12 protein-coding genes are annotated in these 19,311 nt (G+C 46.5%); 1 reads left to right on the top strand and 11 read right to left on the bottom strand.

Translation table 11 applies throughout. From position 1 onward, the window contains the following. Positions 1-329 precede the first annotated feature (329 nt). Positions 330-653: a PepSY-like domain-containing protein gene (locus B153_RS35115; protein WP_211221675.1), complete on the top strand. Its 324-nt coding sequence runs from the start codon at positions 330-332 to the stop codon at positions 651-653. 354 nt (positions 654-1,007) lie between these two features. On the opposite strand, the gene B153_RS0113650 is transcribed toward B153_RS35115, so the two are convergent. The 11 genes from B153_RS0113650 to B153_RS0113600 all read right to left on the bottom strand — a co-directional run bounded on the left by B153_RS0113650 (position 1,008) and on the right by B153_RS0113600 (position 19,310). Further along, positions 1,008-2,162, bottom strand: coding sequence for a sialidase family protein (locus B153_RS0113650; RefSeq protein ID WP_040761393.1), 1,155 nt, complete (start codon positions 2,160-2,162; stop codon positions 1,008-1,010). Between the two features lie 112 nt (positions 2,163-2,274). Further along, entirely contained in the window at positions 2,275-3,918 is a 1,644-nt protein-coding gene (locus B153_RS0113645; RefSeq protein WP_020597282.1) for a RagB/SusD family nutrient uptake outer membrane protein, read from the bottom strand. A gap of 14 nt (positions 3,919-3,932) precedes the next feature. Beyond that, positions 3,933-7,364, bottom strand: a complete 3,432-nt coding sequence (locus B153_RS0113640; RefSeq protein WP_020597281.1) for a SusC/RagA family TonB-linked outer membrane protein — start codon at positions 7,362-7,364, stop codon at positions 3,933-3,935. Between the two features lie 43 nt (positions 7,365-7,407). Continuing rightward, positions 7,408-8,448 carry a FecR family protein gene (locus B153_RS0113635; RefSeq protein ID WP_020597280.1) on the bottom strand — a complete coding sequence of 347 codons (1,041 nt, stop codon included), beginning with the start codon at positions 8,446-8,448 and terminating at the stop codon, positions 7,408-7,410. A 73-nt stretch (positions 8,449-8,521) separates the two neighbouring features. Then, positions 8,522-9,109, bottom strand: a complete 588-nt coding sequence (locus B153_RS0113630) for an RNA polymerase sigma factor (protein ID WP_020597279.1) — start codon at positions 9,107-9,109, stop codon at positions 8,522-8,524. A 198-nt stretch (positions 9,110-9,307) separates the two neighbouring features. Next, positions 9,308-10,576, bottom strand: coding sequence for a DUF3748 domain-containing protein (locus B153_RS0113625; protein WP_020597278.1), 1,269 nt, complete (start codon positions 10,574-10,576; stop codon positions 9,308-9,310). 427 nt (positions 10,577-11,003) lie between these two features. Then, a complete protein-coding gene (locus tag B153_RS0113620) occupies positions 11,004-12,506 on the bottom strand; it encodes a sulfatase (protein ID WP_157634679.1) in 1,503 nt (500 codons plus the stop codon). 8 nt (positions 12,507-12,514) lie between these two features. After that, complete coding sequence (locus B153_RS0113615) at positions 12,515-13,693, bottom strand: sialidase family protein (protein WP_020597276.1); 1,179 nt, start codon at positions 13,691-13,693, stop codon at positions 12,515-12,517. Positions 13,694-13,781: 88 nt separating this feature from the next. Then, the gene (locus B153_RS0113610; protein WP_020597275.1) at positions 13,782-15,257 is read right to left on the bottom strand and encodes a RagB/SusD family nutrient uptake outer membrane protein; all 1,476 of its coding nucleotides are present in this window, start codon (positions 15,255-15,257) and stop codon (positions 13,782-13,784) included. 5 nt (positions 15,258-15,262) lie between these two features. Beyond that, positions 15,263-18,313: a SusC/RagA family TonB-linked outer membrane protein gene (locus B153_RS0113605; RefSeq protein ID WP_020597274.1), complete on the bottom strand. Its 3,051-nt coding sequence runs from the start codon at positions 18,311-18,313 to the stop codon at positions 15,263-15,265. 58 nt (positions 18,314-18,371) lie between these two features. Next, on the bottom strand, positions 18,372-19,310 hold the full coding sequence (locus B153_RS0113600; protein ID WP_020597273.1) for a dihydrodipicolinate synthase family protein: 939 nt from the start codon (positions 19,308-19,310) through the stop codon (positions 18,372-18,374). Between the last annotated feature and the right edge of the window lies 1 nt (position 19,311).

Below are 19,311 nucleotides of genomic sequence, written 5' to 3'. Positions count from 1 at the left end.
AGGCATAGGCTAATCGTTCAGAAAAAGGTAGGAATATCCAAAAACGCTGACCAATTAAACTGAACGGATTTATTGAACGCAAAAAAGCCCGTTTCCGGGCACTTCCCTCCTACCCAACCACCGTTCAGAAAAACGTCGGTAAATTTTCAGGACAAGACAGATGGAAAACTTTAGTATTTCTGTAGAATTTTCCCGTTGATTTGATCAAAAACAACATTATGCAAAAGATCATGTTAGTTGGCGTGGCTGTTCTCCTGGCCGGAGTATCGTAGGCTCAGCCCCTAAAGGAATCGGCAGTTCCCGATGCTGTGAAGAGTTCGTTCACGAAGATGTTCCCCAATGCGAAGTCCGCCAAGTGGTCGAAAGAAAGCAAGACGGAATTCGAAGCTGAATTCAAAAACGGTTCATTAATCCAAGCCGCTAATTTAGATGCGTCGGGAAGCTGGGTCGTCACGGAAACAGAAATCAAAAAGGCGGAGTTGCCAGATCCCTTGGCAAAAGCAATCGCCAGGGCGTTTGCGGGCTACAAGACGGGAGAGAGTGAAAAAGTTGAAAAGCCGAACAAACACATATATTTTGAAGTGAAAGTAGAAAAGGGTGAAATGGTCTATGTTTTAGAGATTTCTCCAGCGAAAAAACCTGAGTGTTGTTGAGGGTATGGCCTTTCGGATCGAAGGTTAGTTGACGTTCGGCAGGAAACGGCTGCGACTCGGCGGCCGAACTGCCTGTAAACGCCAGCCAGCCGGGTAAGACTTATTTTAAAACAGTAGCCACAATCGATTTTATCTTCATTCAGTAAGCTGAACTAACCTAATCGTGTTATTAATGAAGTTTTTTAAAAAAGAAAGTGGTTCACGCAACTGGTGAAACTTTACTGAATTACCAACCTATGATGCGACTTACGACCGATAGACATAAGCCATTCACGTTTTTGTTATCCCTCCTTTAAGGATGTTCAATGCACCACTTAACCAACTCATAATCAGACGAAAATCCCGCAATTTACATTACTTCAGTACAGCAAAGTCAGTAATGCCTTCCAACAGGGGAAGCCACTCAGTCGGCGTGCGGTACGTTCGGAAGTCTGTAATACGATGAAAGGTCAGAAAATTGGAATCGTGCTGGCTTTTAGCATCCGTCTGTCCATCATTATAGGCCGTTCGGGAGGCTATAATGATGTCTTTTCCGTCGAATTGCCAATCCAGATACTGGAATCCATAATGATCCACGTCCGGATGATACAAAATGATGCCCCGAATGGTCCAGGTTTCCAGATTGGGCGACGAAAGCATAACCTGGGCGTTACGGACTCGTTCCAGATTGCGGCCTCGGTATTTAGGAAGCACATAATTGGTAAACGTGTAGTACAGTTTCGTTTTGGCATCGTAGCGGATCGTAAACTTTTTACAGGCTCCGGGCAATTTGATGAACTTAATCGTGGATGAATCAGCCGTTTGCCCATCATCACTCACCCGGTACATGGCAGCCTGGTCGTCCTCAGGGTTGTTGACTCGTAGAATATTCCAGATCTCGCCCTTTGGAGTCATCACTACGTTGCCTTCCAACCAGGCATCGCCCGGTTTCCAGTTGGTTCGGTCGTACTTGATCGGGTGCGTAAACGACCAGCTTTTCGGATCGAGCAGATTGGATTCTACCGGTGCCGAAGCAACAAAACTGTGAAAATGCCCCCAGCCCTTTCCGGGTCCAATGATTTCCATGCCTTTCCAGACACGACCTTTAAACACCTGAACCGGTACGGAAGCACAATGGTAGCCCCGGCCCGTTCCGAGAATTCCTTCCTCAACGCTGCTCCAGGTATGCCCGCCATCGGTCGAACGCCGGATAGCCTTACGCCCAAAATCTTTAGTCGTTCCGAGTAGGTACAATGCCCCTTTGTTCACAAACAGCGTGGCCCAGTACATACTGTCCAGTTCTGCCACTTTCTGCCAGCTTTTACCCCGGTCGCCGGATTCAAATACATGCGTATGCAGGGGCGTCGGGCCTTTCCCGAAAATATCATGCGATGCGATGTATTTACCGCTGGGCAGAATAACAAGGCTGGGCGACCCCAGGAAATTATTGGTCGACTTCGCCAGATGATCAATAACTACCCCCGGTACGTTCGGAAAATCCTGACCAAAACTTGTGTGAAATGAGAACAAACATCCGAGGCAAAACAGACTAAACAGCTTTACTTGATACATAACAGATTCTCCTTTTTTTATTAAAAACCTGGTCGTGGTGTCAGGTTTGAGAACCTGACACCTCCCGTCACTAATAGCCCGAATTCTGCTGTAAAGCTTTTGATTGGGACAAATCAATTTGCGCTTGCGGGACAGGCATAACATACAATTTATCGGTCCAGGTCCGTTGCTGCGCCAGACCGTTACGGATGCTGTAAATGTTTTTCATGACCTGGGGAGCCGTTTTCCAACGGCGAATATCCATATAGCGTTGCCCTTCCAGCACCAGCTCGATACGTCGTTCGTTTCGAATCAATTCACGTACTAAGGCCTGAGTATTGTATTTTGTCCGGTCAACCGGAGGCATACCTGCTCTGGCTCGTATAGCGTCGAGTGAACGAAATACGTCCTCCGAAGGCCCACTGACTTCATTTCGTGCTTCGGCATTAATCAATAAAATCTCCGCATATCGTAGCAGGATAATATTACTGTAGTTAGCCACATTGGCTTTGTAGGCATCCGGGTCTACCATTTTCCGGAAGTTATAGCCTGTTTGAGAATTATTCGATCCGCCCTGAACCCACTTAAAGGCATACCCCGTCTGCAACGTATTCCAGGGATTTCCGTTGAACAGAATCGTGGCATAAAATCGAGGGTCCCGATTTTTATATTCATTGGCGAAAGCAGGGTTATTTGTGTCGTAATAGGTTGCTCGTTGCGCTGCACTCAACGGGGTAATGGGTTCGCCGGTACGATAGTCATTATACGCATTGACTAACTCCTGGGTTGGCGTTACGGAACTCCATCCACCCAAATCAGCCGCTGGCAACAGGGTATTTAAGGTATTGGGCTGAACCGTATTGATGTATTGCCGGTCAAGAATAACCTCACTATTTCCTTTATTGGCACTTTCAAATAGTTTCTGGTAACTACGCAACCCTAACCGAAACTTTTTTTCGTCAGCCGCATCCGTGAAGTTGACCCAGTTAGCGTAATTATCTAACAGATCACTACCCGTTTCGGTCGATACAGTGAAAAGTTTATACGTACCGTCCATTAATTTGGCTGATTCCGTAACGGCTTCCTGCCATCTACTTTCGTCAAGTAAAATTCGGGCTCTCAGCCCAATTGCCGCCCCTTTGGTTGCCCGGCCCACTTCATTGGTTTTGCCGCCTGTATATTTGGCCGGTAGCACAGCAGAAGCCTCATTTAACTCATTTAAAATGAAGGTAATGACATCGGCCCGTGGAGTACGGGGAACATCAACTTCATCTACCTGCAAGGTTTTGGTAACTAACGGTACATCACCGAAGAGCTTCACCATCAAATAGTAATTATACGCTCGCAGAAAGCGGGCTTCTGCCTTATAGCGGTCTTTTAAGGATTGAGTGCCCGTTGCCTGGTCAGCATGTTCCAGAAAATTATTGGCCCGTCTGATGTAGAAATAGCTCCAGCCTGCGTTCGTTGCCGCCGTTATATCGCCAGCCGAGGCCAGGGTAGCAAAACTTTCCCAGGGATATTGGGAGTACGCATTATCGGAAACAGACTCCTGATAAATAATCGACTGGTTTTCAAGCAGCGGATAAAATGCATTGAGAGCCAGATATAAATCGTCGGTCGTTTTCCAGAATGTCGCGTCGGATACCTGATTTTGGGGTAATCGTTCCAGAAAATCATCCTTACAGGACGTCAGAACCAGCGTCGATACCAGCAGAAAATAGTATGTTGGTTTCATGTTGTTCGTTTAGACTAAAATTTTGCGTTGATTCCTATTGACCACGTTTTAATGCCGGGATAGTTGGCTCCCCGTCCGGAAACCAGCTCCGGGTCGAAATCACCCAGCCGTTTATCGGCCAGAAAGGTGAATGGATTATTGGCCGCTACGTACAGTCGTAATCTTGACAAACCGATATGCCGGATCAGGTTATTGCTAAAATTGTAGCCCACCGATAAGTTCCTGACCCGTAAATAAGCCGCGTTGAATAGCCAGAATGAGCTGGTGCCAAAATTGTAATTGTTAGCCCCATCGGCCGAAAGCAGTAACCGGGGCCATTTGGCATTCACATTGGGGTTTGTGGTCGTCCATCGATCCTTCATTTGTTCTTTTACACCAGCCCCATTAAAAAAGGGATAGCTGGCTTCGTTATTCAAATAAATGTCAACATTACTCACCCCATACAGGATGGCCGAGACATCAAACTGTTTGTAGCTGGCCGATAGATTAAATCCGTAATTAAACCAGGGAACATCATTACCAATTACGGCTCGGTCGGCCGCGTTAATGACATTGTCGTTATTCAAATCCCGGTATATAATATCGCCGGGTTTGGTGTTGTTCGTCTGAAAAGCATGGTTTTTAACATCGCTTTCGTTCGCAAATAATCCATCGGCAATGTATCCATAGAGCGAACCCACTTTTTGACCTACCTGACTGATATACGGATCACCAATGAAGTTATTGACTCCACCCAAATCGATGATTCGGTTTCTGATGGAAGACATATTCCCGCCCACGGTGTATTTGAAATCGGACCCGATAGAACCGCTGTAATTCAGGTCGATCTCGATACCATCGTTTCGGGTAGTACCTGCATTGGTATAGGGGCTGGTTAAGGCATACGTCGCCAGAACCGGCAACTGAAGGAGAATACCTTTGGTTGTTTTTCGGTAGACTTCTATGGTTCCCGATAATTTATTGCCAAACAACGTGAAATCAAGGCCCAGGTTTGTCATGTACACTTTTTCCCACTGGGTAGCATAGTTTGCGCCTGCGTTCTGAGCCGCTCCATCTACAGCCGCTCCTTCAAAATTATAGGCGCTGAATATGTTAATCAGTTGATAGTAGTTTCCGGGCGTTACAACGTCCTGGTTGCCTAATGAACCATACGAGCCGCGCAGTTTCAATTCATTGATCCACGCGTTAGTCTTTAAAAAATCTTCCTGCGACAGTCGCCAACCGGCTGAGAAAGATGGGAATATAGCTTTACGATATTCGGGACTGAAACGCGAGGAATAATCGGCTCTGATGTTCCCCTCCAGCAAATATTTATCGTTATAGGCATAGTTCACCCGGCCGAAAAAGGAGCGGATAGCCCACTGAACTTCGGAGGAGTAATTCTGTCCGGAAATAAGATCGGTAGCCTGTGAAGAGCCCGTTATCACCGTTCTTAAATCGTTGTTGGGGAAATTTCGTCGGCCCACGCCAATACTACGGTCAATGTTGCTCTCCTGACTGGCCCCTACGGTAATTTTAGCCAGATGTTTACCGAATGATCGCTCATAATCGACAAGTCCCTGCACCAGAAAGCCCTGCTGTTTTTGCCAGGTTTCCGTCATCGAGTTAGGCGTAACCAGGGTTGACGTGATCAACTGTTTGGTCAAAAAGTTAGGGACTGGGGCAATCGTGCTGACAAAGTTGTAGCCTTGAAGATTGTTGATTTTCAGCGAAGCCAATCCACTGATGGTCAAGCCCGGCAAGGGGGTAAGCGCGGCATTGGTTATAGCCTGAAAATAATCGTCCTTATTTCTGGCCTGTCCACCCTCCTGTATCCGCCGGAGCTGATTAACCCCAACAGCAACCGCATTGACCGTCCCCCCGCTAATGCTGCCCCATTGCCCGTCCGACTGACGTAGCACGGTGATTGGCAAGGATCGGTTCATTTGCAGCCAGTCCAGATCGGCCCCATTCCGGTTATAATCATTGCGCAAAAATGAGAGGTTTGTGCTAACGGTTAGCAGGTTTGGAATGAGCTTACTTTCGGTATTTATCTTAAAATTATACCGATCAAGGGCTTTGCCAGGGATCAGCGATTGCTGATTGAAGTAAGAAGCCCCCAAATAATACCGGGTTGTCTGGCCCGACCCATTGATATTCAGGTTATAATCAGCCTGTGGAGCAGCTGCCCTAAGCACTTCCTTGTACCAGTTCGTATTCGGATATAAATCGGGATTACTGCCATTGCCCAGGGCCTGAATTTGGTCGGCCGTATACAGGGCTGCTTTGCCAGCATTGGTTAAGGCCTCGTTATACAGCGTAGCGTAATCGGCCGAATTGACGTACCTCGGCAAATAAGTGGCCGACTGCACCCCATAGTTGGCGTTAAACTCAATCGACGATTTTCCGGTCGAACCGCGCCGGGTGGTCACCAGTATAACGCCATTGGCGGCCCGTGAGCCGTACAGCGACGCAGAGGCTGCATCCTTAAGTACGCTGATGCTGGCAATATCATTCTGGTTGAGCGCTGTAAATTCCTGGGTACTGATAGCCGGAACGCCATCGATAATGATCATGGGACCGGGCGACCCCAAATTCGTTCGGCCACGCACAACAATGGAAGTATTGCCACTGGCGTTCACATCAGCCGTTCGGTTAAGCACCGTCAGGCCCGGTACTACCCCCTGCAAGGCATTTTGCATCGAACTGGTTGGGCGGTTTCTGATCTCTTCCAGATTAACTGAAGCCACGGCTCCCGAAACCAGAGCTTTATTTTGCTTCCCATAGGCAACGACCACTTCGGCCAGTTGATTGACACTCGGAACAAGTTTAACGTTTATGATTGGCCGAACCGCTATTTCAACTGTTTCATAACCTACTGAGCTGATTACCAATGTAGCATTATCAGGTGATTCCAGGTTGAATTCGCCCTTGGCATCGGTTGTTGTTCCTCGCGATGTGCCCTTTATGACCACACTCACACCCGGCAAACCCTGTCCAGATTCGTCGGTTATTTGCCCGACAATACTGCGATCAGCAGGCCGTTCGAAACCGGGCAGAATTGGACTCATTGGCTGATGTTCCGGTACAGTTGCCGTCACTTTTTTCTGTCGGGTCAGCACAATCTGCTCATTAACCACTTTGTAGTCAATCTGAAAGGGTCTTAACAAGCGATTAAGAACTGAGTGGAGCGGTTCATTGGTAGCCTCCAGGTCCACTGATTCGCTCAATTGAATTCGGGTACTATAAATAAATCGGATCTGCGATTGACTTTGCAGTTGATCGACCACGTTCTTCAACGATTGGTTTTTGACCTGAATGGAGATCATTCGGTTCAGGATATTCTGCGTATGACCATCAAACGTAGCTCCAGCGCTTGTCAGAAAAACGAGTAATAATCCTTGCAAAAAGACAATACGAGATGTAAGGCCCCGAAATTGGGGCCTGGCATGTATACCAAAAAGCATAATGAGTATGTAGTTAAGTTAAGGTAGAAACTGGTATAGCGGATCAGGAACAGCCATCACCCTCAAGCATGATCGTATCTCCCGACAGAGTATACGTAGCGTCTAGAGATATGCAGAGTAAATCAAGAATATCCGCTAACGATTGCTGAGTAAAATTGGCAGTTAACCGACAGTGATACAGGGCTGGATTCGACACTCGAAAGCTTACTTTAAACCGCCCTTCCAACTGGGTCAATACGTTTTTAATGGGCGTATCGGCAAAAGCAATCGACACCGGCTGGTAAAATTCCTGACGAGCCTGAAGGATCTGCTCATGAAAGGTTAACCGATCCGTCGACACGTTATACAAAGCCTCCTGATGCGGAAGCAACGTAACGGTTTTTACTGATTTCGGCCCATGTTGAGCTACGGAACTAACGACGACCTTTCCGGTTACCACAGCCACTTCAAACAACGCCTGTCGAGGTGTTGCCTTTACGTTGAAGCTTGTGCCCAATACCTGAACCTGCATCTTCCCCGACCGGATGCGAAAAGGCCGACTGGCATCTTTTGCAACATCGAAGAAGGCCTCGCCAGCAAAATCAACATCACGTCGCATAGACGGAAACACCGTCGGATAATGGAGTTCAGCCAGTGGATGCAACCAGACAACCGTACCATCGGGTAATCGCTTTTGGACAATACGAGCCTGCTTATTGACAAAGTGGATATACGACGAATTATTGACAGCGACTGACGAATTTGTAGGCTGATGGACAGGGTGGTTCAGCCATAAACCAATGCCAACAGTTAGTAAGATCACAGCCGCTACGGCACTAGCCACTGCCCACAACGATCTGGACCTGAAATAAGTAGTAGGCAACGCCCGTACATTATTCAACTCACGGGTATTCAGCCGCTCAGAAATGGCCCGAAACGTTTCCTCCCGAAGGGCTTTCTGCTCAATATCAGGTAAAGTTCCCAGATAATCAGGGCTATGACGCAGCGAATCATACCAGGCTTCAACAATCTCGCGTTCAGCCTCGCTAGCCGTACCGTTAAGATATTTTTTTAGTAAATCAGGGGGAATAAAGGGGGCATTCATACAAATCAGATTTGTCCGACTACCCACAAGACGCACACCAGCCAGAGTAACCCTTACTCTAAAATGAAATTTTTTACTTAAAAAATGAAATAATAAACAGTATAAGTAATTGCTGAGGAAATTGAGCCCGTAGCTGTCGAAGGGCTTTAGTAATATGCTGTTCGACGGTTTTCTCTGAAATGTTCATTTGCTCAGCAATTTCCCGATTGGAGAACCCTTCACGGCTTAAGCTGAACACACACCGGCATTTATCAGGCAATTGATTCAGGAAATTCATATACGTTCGCTGTAGTTCATTAACCCGAATCTGCTCTTCGGTTTGGTTGCTAACAGACGTTTGATACGTAACAAATTGATCTGTGTGGTGATTACGGGTAACTTCCCGACGATGTTGATCAATAATCAGGTGTTTAGCTGCTGTATACAAGTAGCCGTTTACAGATCTATTGATAAATAGTTGTTTACGTTGCTGCCAAAAGTTGATAAATAACTCCTGAACAATCTCCTGGGCGATAAATTGATCGCCCGATTTTTCATAGGTATAATTAAAAAGTCGGGTGAAGTATCGATTGTATAATGCCTCAAAGGCTATGGAATCGTCATCCGCCAACATCTCAATAAGCTGGCTATCCGAATATGCTTGGTAAGAATGATGTTCCATTTGCTCTCAAGACAGTCTGTAATTTTATCAGACAAAATTAAACTATTTTACTTGGTCGAAGAACAATAGTGAGACTGTGGTATTTCTTCCAATAGTATCCCGTTTGTGCTTCTTTTATAACGTATCCAGGACTTACGCAAAGCTCAATGAGGGGTTGACCAATTGTACAAATGGTCTAAATGATTGAGCAGAAGTACGTTATTCAGGGAGGCTAATTTTTCGAATCTGTAAAAAACGGTCTCCGTTTAGGCCTTTGGTATACTGATTGAAAACCAACAAATGATCAGAAGGAGAAAAAGAAGGAGCGCCTACGATTTTTCCCTCCTCTTTACGGGTCATTTGTTTAGAAACACCTTTTACCAGATCAAAAAGAAAGATAGAATTTCGAGCTACATAGGCTATCATGGTACCGTCACTGTTCAGATTGAATGAGTAATCAATTGAAAAATTAGTATTGGTCAGAAACTTTATCTCACCCGTATTTACCTCGATTTGAACAAGTTGGTTAAGCTCATTAAGATCCTTCGCTAACGCATAAATAAATTTACCGTCAGGGCTTGAACGTAACCAGTGTCGGGTATCGGAAAGCCCTTTTTCTGAAAAAGTGATCCGTCTTTGGTGTATACCTTCCGGCACGCGAGGGCCTTCGCCAGGTTTTCCAACGGCTGTAGAATCCGCCAGAATCTTTTCTGGATCGATATCGACAATGAAAACCTCCGTAATTTGCTTACCCGCTTTGTTTATCACGTTGCCCTGAAAAGCAATGGCATGCGGAATATGCTTCCCTGATTTTAGCGTATAGCCGTTTCTTCCTACCCAACACTCGTCAAACGCCTTATTGATTTCGTCAGAACCAGGCCTGGGATTGCTCACTACCTTCGTCACCAAAGATGAAAACATAATTCCTCCGTTATTTCCTGCGGCCGTGTCTACCTTAACTTCTTTGGGAGAGGGGAGCATCACGCCCACCCTCCTCAGGTTGGGATCTACTAATTCATCGTTATACGTAAAACTTATGAGTTTTCCATCCCCGCTCCAGCAGTGCGAATGAGTGCCACCACGGAGTGATCCGGGGGTGTAAGGAAAACTTATGTCTCGGGCATCATAAAAGAAAGGGCGGTACGGATACCGAATGTCAATGCCGACACCTGTTCTTCTGGACATGGCATAGGGTTTTTCTGCATTGGCATCCGGTAATCCGTGGATGAATATCACTTTATCCTCTGCCGGACTGAACGAGGCTGCCCCCACGCCCGGCCCGTAAACAGTCTGATTGGACGTTTTATAAATGATCTTTTCTTCTCCGGTTTTGACATTTACGATACCGATCGTAGACGTTTCTCCGATTTTAGTGTCGTCATTTCGTCCATCAAAAACGATCCATTGCCCGTCTTTCGAAAACACACCGTTATGGTGCAATGTGTGACCTGCAGCCAAAACCGTCAGGCTATTGTTATTCAATGTCATACAACTATTTAACAAGACAAGACTAATACACCAGAGCCTGTTTATAGAATTACCTTTCTTCATAATTAGCCATACAGGAGTTTACTTCCAATAATTCAAAAAGCCTGAACAGCGACCTATTGGAAGCTGTTCATTAAACTTTTATACTACAAGATAGCTATGGCAGCAGCCTGGTTTGTTTTAAACAGGTTTACGGTTAAAAAAGAAAGTGGTTCACGCAATTGGTGAAACTTTACTGAATTACCAACCTATGATGTGGCTTATGCCAGAACCGTAGCCATAAGCCATTCATTTTTTTGCGTTTCTCTATAGACGTTCGGCATGTCTTTTAATCGACTAATAATCAGAGGTAAATTCCATAACTTCTATTACTACAGGACCACAAAGTCCATAATGCCTTCCAGCGTAGATCGTTGTAAAGCGACACTTATTTTCTCTTGGGTAAACGTGCCTTTACGTTGCTTAAATAATCGGCTAGCTCTTTCTTCATTTTTTCGGCAATGTCAGGGTGGCGTTTACTTAAATCGACCTTTTCACCGATGTCGTTGGTTAAGTCAAACAGTTCAACTCGATCATCCTCAAAAAAATGAATGAGTTTATACTGGTTTTTACGGATGGCCGACTGCGGTTTTGTGAAACTAATGTATTGATCTTCAATGCCTATTGGTAGATTTTTTACTTTATCAACATTTCCTTCTGGATGATAATACGGGAAATGCCAATACAAAGCCCGGTTTTCAAGGTCTTTGCCATTCCCGGAGGTTAGCAGTGAAACCATAGATTTGCCGTCAATATCTTTCTGGGTGTTTTTCTTCCCTGAGGCCAGTTCGTAAAATGTGGGGAAAAAGTCGGTCTGGACTACGGGCGTGTTGTTCCGTGTGTTTTCTTTTATCACACCAGGGTACCTGATCAGCATCGGCACTCTCAGCCCACCTTCGTATAAATTCCATTTACTGCCCCTGAACGGCCGGTTAAAGGCCACTTCCGGCATTCCGCCGTTATCAGACGTAAATACGATCAGGGTGTTATCTCTTAGTCCGGCCTGCTCGACAGCCTTTAGCAAATCGCCTACGTAATGATCCAGCGTCTCTACAAAGGCCGCATATTTGATTCGTTCATTATTGTATCCTAACCCTGATTTCTCCGATTTGGCTTTGTATTTTTCGACCAGCCAGTTCAAGGCGGTGTTCAGCGGGGTGTGTACGTAATAATGACTCACGTACAGGAAAAAAGGGGTATCGTGTTTTTCCTTTATGTATGAAATGGCTTTGTCGGTAAGGGCATCAGCGGGAAACACGCCTGGTTTTTCGTCTTTTGGGGTCGCTGCCCATGCGCCAACGATTTCTTCGGCCCAGTCAAACCCTTGTTGTTGAGGGCCAAACGTTTTGTCCCACCCATTATACACCTTATTATGGGCGGAAACATGCCATTTCCCGACAATACCGGTTTCATAGCCGAACGACTTCAGCATTTCAGCCAGGGTCGTTTCTTCCAGCGGGAGATTTAAGGTATATGGTGGCGGAATTAACGGGAAGTCATTGAATTTTTTCACCCACGCATCATCGTTCCACTGAAAATCGTCGGACGGATATTTTGTAACAAACTCAAATTTCAGCCGGGCCGGCGATTTTCCCGTCAGCAGGGCGGCTCTGGATGGGGAACATAACGGAGCTGACGCATAAGCCTCTGTAAACAGCATGGACTCTTTGGCCAGTTTGTCAAGGTTAGGGGTTTCGATGAAATGGGTACCATACTGATTTCCATAGCAGCCCAGGTCTGAGTACCCCAGATCATCCACATAAATGAACAGGATGTTAGGTTTTGTTTTGCGGTTTGTCTGTGCGTCTGCCGTGGTGGCCGTAATCCAGCTCACAACCGAAAAAAACAATAGGCTTAACAACCTGTGATTCCCCAAAACAGAAATGTCCATAGCAGGTGTCAGTTTTTCAGTTTTCGGAAGTTTTCTATTCGATGAAACGTCAGATAATTCGCATCATGGTTGTTTGCCGCATTGGTGTTCCCATCGAAATACGCCGTTCTGGAAAGGACAATAATGTCATTGCCTTCGAATGACCAGTCAACGTACTGAAATCCGTGATTGAGCACATCGTCATGCTCCAGGATAACCTTTACGTCGTCCCATTTCTTTAAATCGTCCGAACGTCTCAGCATCAGGACATTTCGGAACCCGGATGGATTCCGGTCGGGAAACTGCTTCCGGAATTTATCGGGTATCACATTCGCCAGCGTCCAGTATTTCCGGCTCAGGGTATCATACTTTATTACAAACTTCTTGCTACCGCCGTCGAAAGGTATGAACCCTGAATTGGGATCGAAGGAAAGGGTTTTACCGTCGGCTGCAATGGATACCATGGCGGCTTTTTCTTCTGTAGACTTTTTATTGGCAACCCGGAGCATATCCCACATTCTCTGATCTTTATCGACCACAAAATTTCCTTCGAGCCACCCGGCAAAATCACCCTTGTTAAACGTGCTGTCGTACAGAACAGGCGTACTGGCCTGCCACGACTTTGCATTCAGAAGATCAGCCTCTACGGGAGCCGACATCACCATGGCTCCATATCGTTTTCCCCATTGTAACACAGGGCCATGTGCGGTTTCCATTGGTCGCCAAAGGCGACCCTTGTAGGCTACCACCGGCATGGGAGCACAGTGGAATTCGCCAGTTAGGAGCACCCCGTTTTCTTTGTTCGTCGGTTCCGTCCAGGTTTTCCCGCCGTCAACGGATTTTCTGATGAGCACGGTGCCGTGGTGTCGGTCTGGTCCCAACAGGTAAAGTTCACCTTTGTGGACAAATAATGAACTCCAGAAGGCGCCCCTGATTTCGGCGAGATAACGCCAGGTTTTTCCTTTGTTGTTGGACGTATAAATCCGGGAGGCAGCCTGCTGCCATTCGGAGCTTTTTGGGCCAAAAAAATCGTGCGAAGCCACATAGTCTCCGTTTGGCAGTGTCACTAAACTGGGTGAGCCAATATACCGCTGGGCTGAACTGGGTTCGTAGCAAACGATAGTACCAGGAACTGTTTGAGCCAGCCCTACAGCCCAACTGACCCAAAGGCATAGCAGGAGAATTGCTTTACGTTTTATACTTATCATGACTTTTATCGTGAATCATGGATTAGTTGATCGCTACGCGATCAGGCCAACCCATGATTCATCTTACTATTTAATGTTAAAACAGCCTCTAATAATTAGGGTTTTGTTTAATCGCCGGGTCCGAATCAATCACCACCTGCGGAATCGGAAATAACAGATGAAATGACTGCGCGTTTTTGCCTCTTGCCTGGGCATCTGAAATGAACTTCCCGGTACGTATGAGATCCATTCGTCGGTGTCCTTCATTGAAAAACTCGTGGCCTCGTTCCAGAAGGATCATATCCCGGAAGGCCTCTTTGGTAGCGACGCTTTCCAGCTTCAAAGCCGGAAGACCAGCTCTGGACCTGACCTGATTAACCAGGTCAAGAGCGTCGGCATTGGGGCCGTTCAGTTCGTTGAGGGCTTCGGCACGCGACAGTAAAATGTCGGCTAACCGTATTTCAGGAATATCATTTCCGTGGGCAGCCCCTACGTTATTAGGGTCGGGCCAGTACTTGAACGAACGGATGTTATCGCTACCGCGAAGCTCAACTCGCTGATCGGAGGTATTCGTATAATACGTAATCATCAAGTCTTTTCGTTTATCAGCCGCTTCAAACGTGTTATAGAATTTGTCGTAAATCCGGAATTCGTTAGGCCAGTTGAGCCAGGTCGATTTAAACGTAAGCCCTACTTCAGGCGCTGATTTGAAGTTGTCAGGAAATGAAACATTACTCCAGCTATTGGCTGTTACCCGATCGGAAGAAGCGATGGCTGGCCTTACCCAGATGTATTCAGGATTGTTTTCATTTTCAACTTTGAACAAATCCTTGTATTGGGCATATAACGAGTAATTCTTAAACGAACTCAAAAACTGGGCAGAAAGCGTACTGGCCTCATTCCAGTTCTTTGTATTGAGATAGAATTTGATCAGGTAGCCAGATGCTGCGGCCTTATGTGCCCTGTACTTCTGCGCTTCCGCTCCCGGATTGGGTAAGTTTTCGATAGCAAATTTCAGTTCTGTCGTGATAAACTGCTTGAGTTCATCATCAGACGCTCTTGGCAAACTCAGTGCCTGCGACGTACTGGTTCGTAAAGGCACTGTTCCGAAAAAGAAATACAGCTTGTAATAACTCACGGCTCTTAAAAACCGAGCCTCTGCCTGGTACAGGGTTTTTTCAGCGGCTGTCAGGTTCGAATTCGGAATATTCTCCAGCAGAATATTGGCATCTCGGATACACTGATAATACGTATCCCAGTTTTGTACGAGAAAATCCATGTTCGGGTCCCAGGTAAATTCTCTGAAATTTCGGATCGTAGCTTCTACATTGTCTCCGCTCTGATACAAAATATCCGTCACAAACTCCTGTGGTCCGAGCACATAAATAGAGTTATTGCCATTCATGTTTGCCGCTTTGGCATAGGCTTCGTAAAGTACCGACGTCAGTCCTTCTTTTGTGTTCAGATAGTTTTCGGGAGCCAACTGAGAAAAAACCTCTTCTTTCAAATAATCCTTGCACCCAGTCAGGAATAGGGTTGCCGACACCAGAGTGCCCAGCAAACTATATTTTATGGTCTTTTTCATGATTTTCAAAGATTTAGGTTTACGCCAAACAGGATAGTTCTGGCCGTTGGAAACGCATTCCAATCGATTCTGACGCCACCACCATTCGGATTTATCGAAGGGTCATAGCCTGTATAGTTCGTCCACATCGCCAGGTTTTGGCCTGTCACAAAAACGCCCAGACCTTTCACCGCAGACTTTTTGATGGTAAAATCATAGCCCAGTTTTACCGTATTCAGCCGCAGGAAATCGGCACTTTCAACCGTATAGGTGTTTACTTCTTTCTTACCCTGTCCCAGCGGATTGATAAATGACGGGTAAACGGTTGACGGGTTTGACGAAGTCCAGCGGTTCAGCAAGGGGTCTGCTAGCCGGTTTCTCATCAGGTTAGCCGGGAAATACGTATCCACCAGGTTATTGTTCAGCATTTTGGAACCCCAATTACCATCCAGAAAAATGTTAAGATTGAAACCTTTGTAACTGAAATTATTCGTTATAGAGGCCATAAAGCTGGGAAACGGATTACCTATTACCTGACGGTCATCCGCATTGACAATCTTGTCACCGTTTAAATCCCGGTATCTGAAATCACCCGGTTTCACAACGTCTTTTGTCGCAGTAAAATCATCACCCGTTTGCCATACGCCATCTATCGTGTAGCCATAAAAGGAGTACATCGGCAACCCTTCCTTGATGATCGCGATGTTGGAGGTGCCGCCTGCGCTTCCGGTAAAAATATTACTGATACCACCTAGGTTGAGTACTTTGTTGGTTAGCCAGGTCAGGTTGAGGGTGGTTTCCCATTTCAGCGGCCCCGCCAGGTTGATGCTGTTGACCAACACTTCGAACCCACTGTTTCGGACAGACCCGATGTTGGTCATCATGGTCGTAAACCCGGTCGTGCGCGGGATAGGCAAGTCCAGAAGCATATCGCGCGTGGTTTTGGTAAACCAGTCCAGGCTACCCGTGATCCGGTTATTGCGGAAACCAAAGTCGAGGCCGAAATTCAGTTGTTCTGACGTTTCCCATTTCAGGTCAGGATTGGGTACCCGGTTGGGGGTGGTGGTACTTACCTGCTGATTGCCGATGACCGCTTTTTGACCGGTTGTATACGTAGTTATCGATTGATAGTTGCCTATCGCCTGGTTGCCCGTTTGCCCCCAGCTTGACCTTAGTTTTAAGGACGTAATGGCACTAAGGTTCTTGATAAACTCTTCATTTTCAAGTCGCCAGGCAAACGCGAAAGAAGGGAACACCCCATACTTGTTGTTTTCGCCAAAGCGGGAAGACCCATCCACGCGTAAGGAGGCTGTAAGCAAATATTTCTCGGCGATATTATAGTTGATTCGTCCCAGATAAGACAACAAACTGTTTCTTGACCGACTGCTTGTTGCAATAAAACGAGTCGGGTCGCCCAGGCTGAGGTTGTCTGTTTTGGTAGCATCGGAAGGGAAACCACTTCCCTGCGAGGTTTGATCGTTCGAGTTAAACTGTTGACCCGTAGTACCCAAAAGAACATTCAGGTCATGAGTACCAAACCGTTTCCGATAGTTCAGCGTCAATTCCGACAGAATGCTGCTGTTTGTTCCGGATAAAACGCTGGCAATTCCACCGTTTGCCCGGCCTTCTATGGTTTGTCTGTCCACATACGTATCCCGACGTTGTGAGGTTATATCAGCCCCCAGGTTTAGTCGGGCGGTAAAATCCGTCAGGAATCGAACTTCGCCATAGACATTCCCCAACGTCCGGTAAAGATTTGACGTAGAGGTCTTTCCATTGGCAATAGCAAGCGGGTTATCGATGTTCATGTTCGTCGAGAGAACATAGTTGTTGTTCTGATCGAAAACGGAAAGAGTGGGTTCATACGCAATAGCCGCATAGATGATCCCTGCCCGTTCGTTCAGATCCATCCCGTTAGCCACGTAGGAGTCAGCAACATAAGACGACGTAAGGTTTGTGCCAACCGTAAAATTCTTGTTGGTATGCTCCAGATTGACTCGGGCACTGTATCGTTTATTCCCTGAGTTGATCAATACGCCATCCTGATTGAAGTAATTCAATGACGTGTAGTATTTCGTGGACTGGTTTCCGCCCGAAAACGAAATATTGTGACTTTGAATCGGGGCATTTTTATGATACATGCGCTTCAACCAGTCGGTTCCTCCCGAAAAATCGCCAATCTTTAAACTGGCGCTTCCGGCTCCGGCGTCAATCAAACTGTTCATGACCGTCTTGTAGTCGTTGGCTCCCAAAATGTTAATATCATGCATCACATTCTGCACTCCGTAGTAGGAATCATAACTTACTTTTAGTCCGCCGTCTTTCCCTCTTTTGGTCGTAATCATAACCACCCCGTTCGCTCCTCTGGAGCCATAAATGGCCGTTGCTGAGGCATCTTTCAGTACCTCAATGGAGGCAATATCACCAGGGTTGATCGAGTTTAACGGGTTTCTCGCGGTCCGCATTCCCGTAAAATTGGCTCCGGTGCCGCTTACCGTGGACGAGTTATCAATCGGAAACCCATCCACTACGTAGAGCGGTGAATTTCCGGCATTCAGCGACCCCATGCCCCTGATGTTCACATTAATGCCACCACCGGGTTCTCCGCTGCTCTGAACAATCTGGACGCCCGAGACTTTTCCGGCGATAAGCTGTTCGGCAGATACGTTGACGCCTTTATTAAAATCTTTTTCGGTTATGCTCGCCACAGAGCCGGTTATATCGCTCTTCTTGGCCGTTCCATAGCCGATTACCACCACATCGTCCAGTAACGAAGCCTTTGGTTCAAGCTCTATATCGATGCGTTTCTGATTGAGAAGCTCAACATCTTTGGTTACGAAACCGACATAACTAATGTAAATTTTCCCGCTCAAATTAGGAACGGTAAGACTATACGTTCCCTCTGCATTGGTGATCGTGGCAATGTTAGTTCCTTTCAGTACAATGGTGGCTCCGGGCAAGGGCTCCCTGGTTTTGGCATCGATTACCTTTCCGGTAATTACATTCTGTGCCAGGGCCGTTATCGAAAACAACAGCATTAGCCCTGCCAGCCGAAATTTGTTTAGATTTCGATTCATGGTTTTAAATCAGTTAAGGTACGTCTGTTTAGAAATTGATTACTGTTCGTTGTCTGGATCACATTTTATTTTCATAGGCTATCACGTTTAAATTTATCTCCTGTGCCAGTTCTTTGAATTGATCGAACAGCGTATCCAGCTTATCGTAATCGGTTGTGTTTCTTAGTTCGCTTCCATTACGGCAAATTTGGGTGATACCCAATCCTCGTTTTTCGAGAATATACTTTGCACTGGCGGGATAGGTATCGTGCATGACACCCATGTTTTGCGCAAAAAACTGCTGCACTTTGTCGACTTCTGCGGAGTCGTCGTCGTAATGATTGCACAACCAGACAATTAACTCCGGAAAATAATTTCCCTGAATACAGGACAGCCCTGCCGAACCGGCTTTCATCGAATCGACTGCATGCACCATGTAGGCGTCGTAGAGGGCAAAGTCATCGGCGTCTTTACTGGCCGCAATCTTAGCCCGCACGCTGTCCATCGTTAACGACGTGTCTTTATGGTACTTGATACGGCCTGTCCTGACCAATTTTCCCAGAAAATCAGGTCTTAAAATCCGTTTGTAGGGTACCGGGCATTCATAAAACCCAAGTGGCACATCACCCGTTAACGCAAGCAATTGGTTTACATTGGCTTCAAACACGGCCTCAGCATCCGTTTCATCGGCCAGCAGACTTGTAATAACAATCACACAGTCGATTCCGGTACCATACATTTCTTTTACAAAGGCGGCCTGGTTTTCAAGGCTGTCGGGGAACGTGCCTGTGGCTACTATGGGCACTCGTCCGGCCACTTTCTGCACGATAAACGACACAGACGTCAGCATTTCTTCTTTGGAGAGCTGATACATTTCACTCGACAGGCAGTTGGCAAAAAGACCACCCGCTCCGGCTTCCAGGTAGAATTCAATCAAGTCCTCCAGGATTTTGTAGTCAATAGCCTTCCCGTCCTGAAAGGGAGTGAGCATTACGGGGACAAATTTTTTAGTCGTCATA

It is taken from the genome of Spirosoma panaciterrae DSM 21099 (assembly GCF_000374025.1).
Lineage (GTDB): Bacteria > Bacteroidota > Bacteroidia > Cytophagales > Spirosomataceae > Spirosoma > Spirosoma panaciterrae.
The sequence above is the reverse complement of the archived record's forward strand: the minus strand, read 5'-3'. Positions and strand labels throughout refer to the sequence as shown.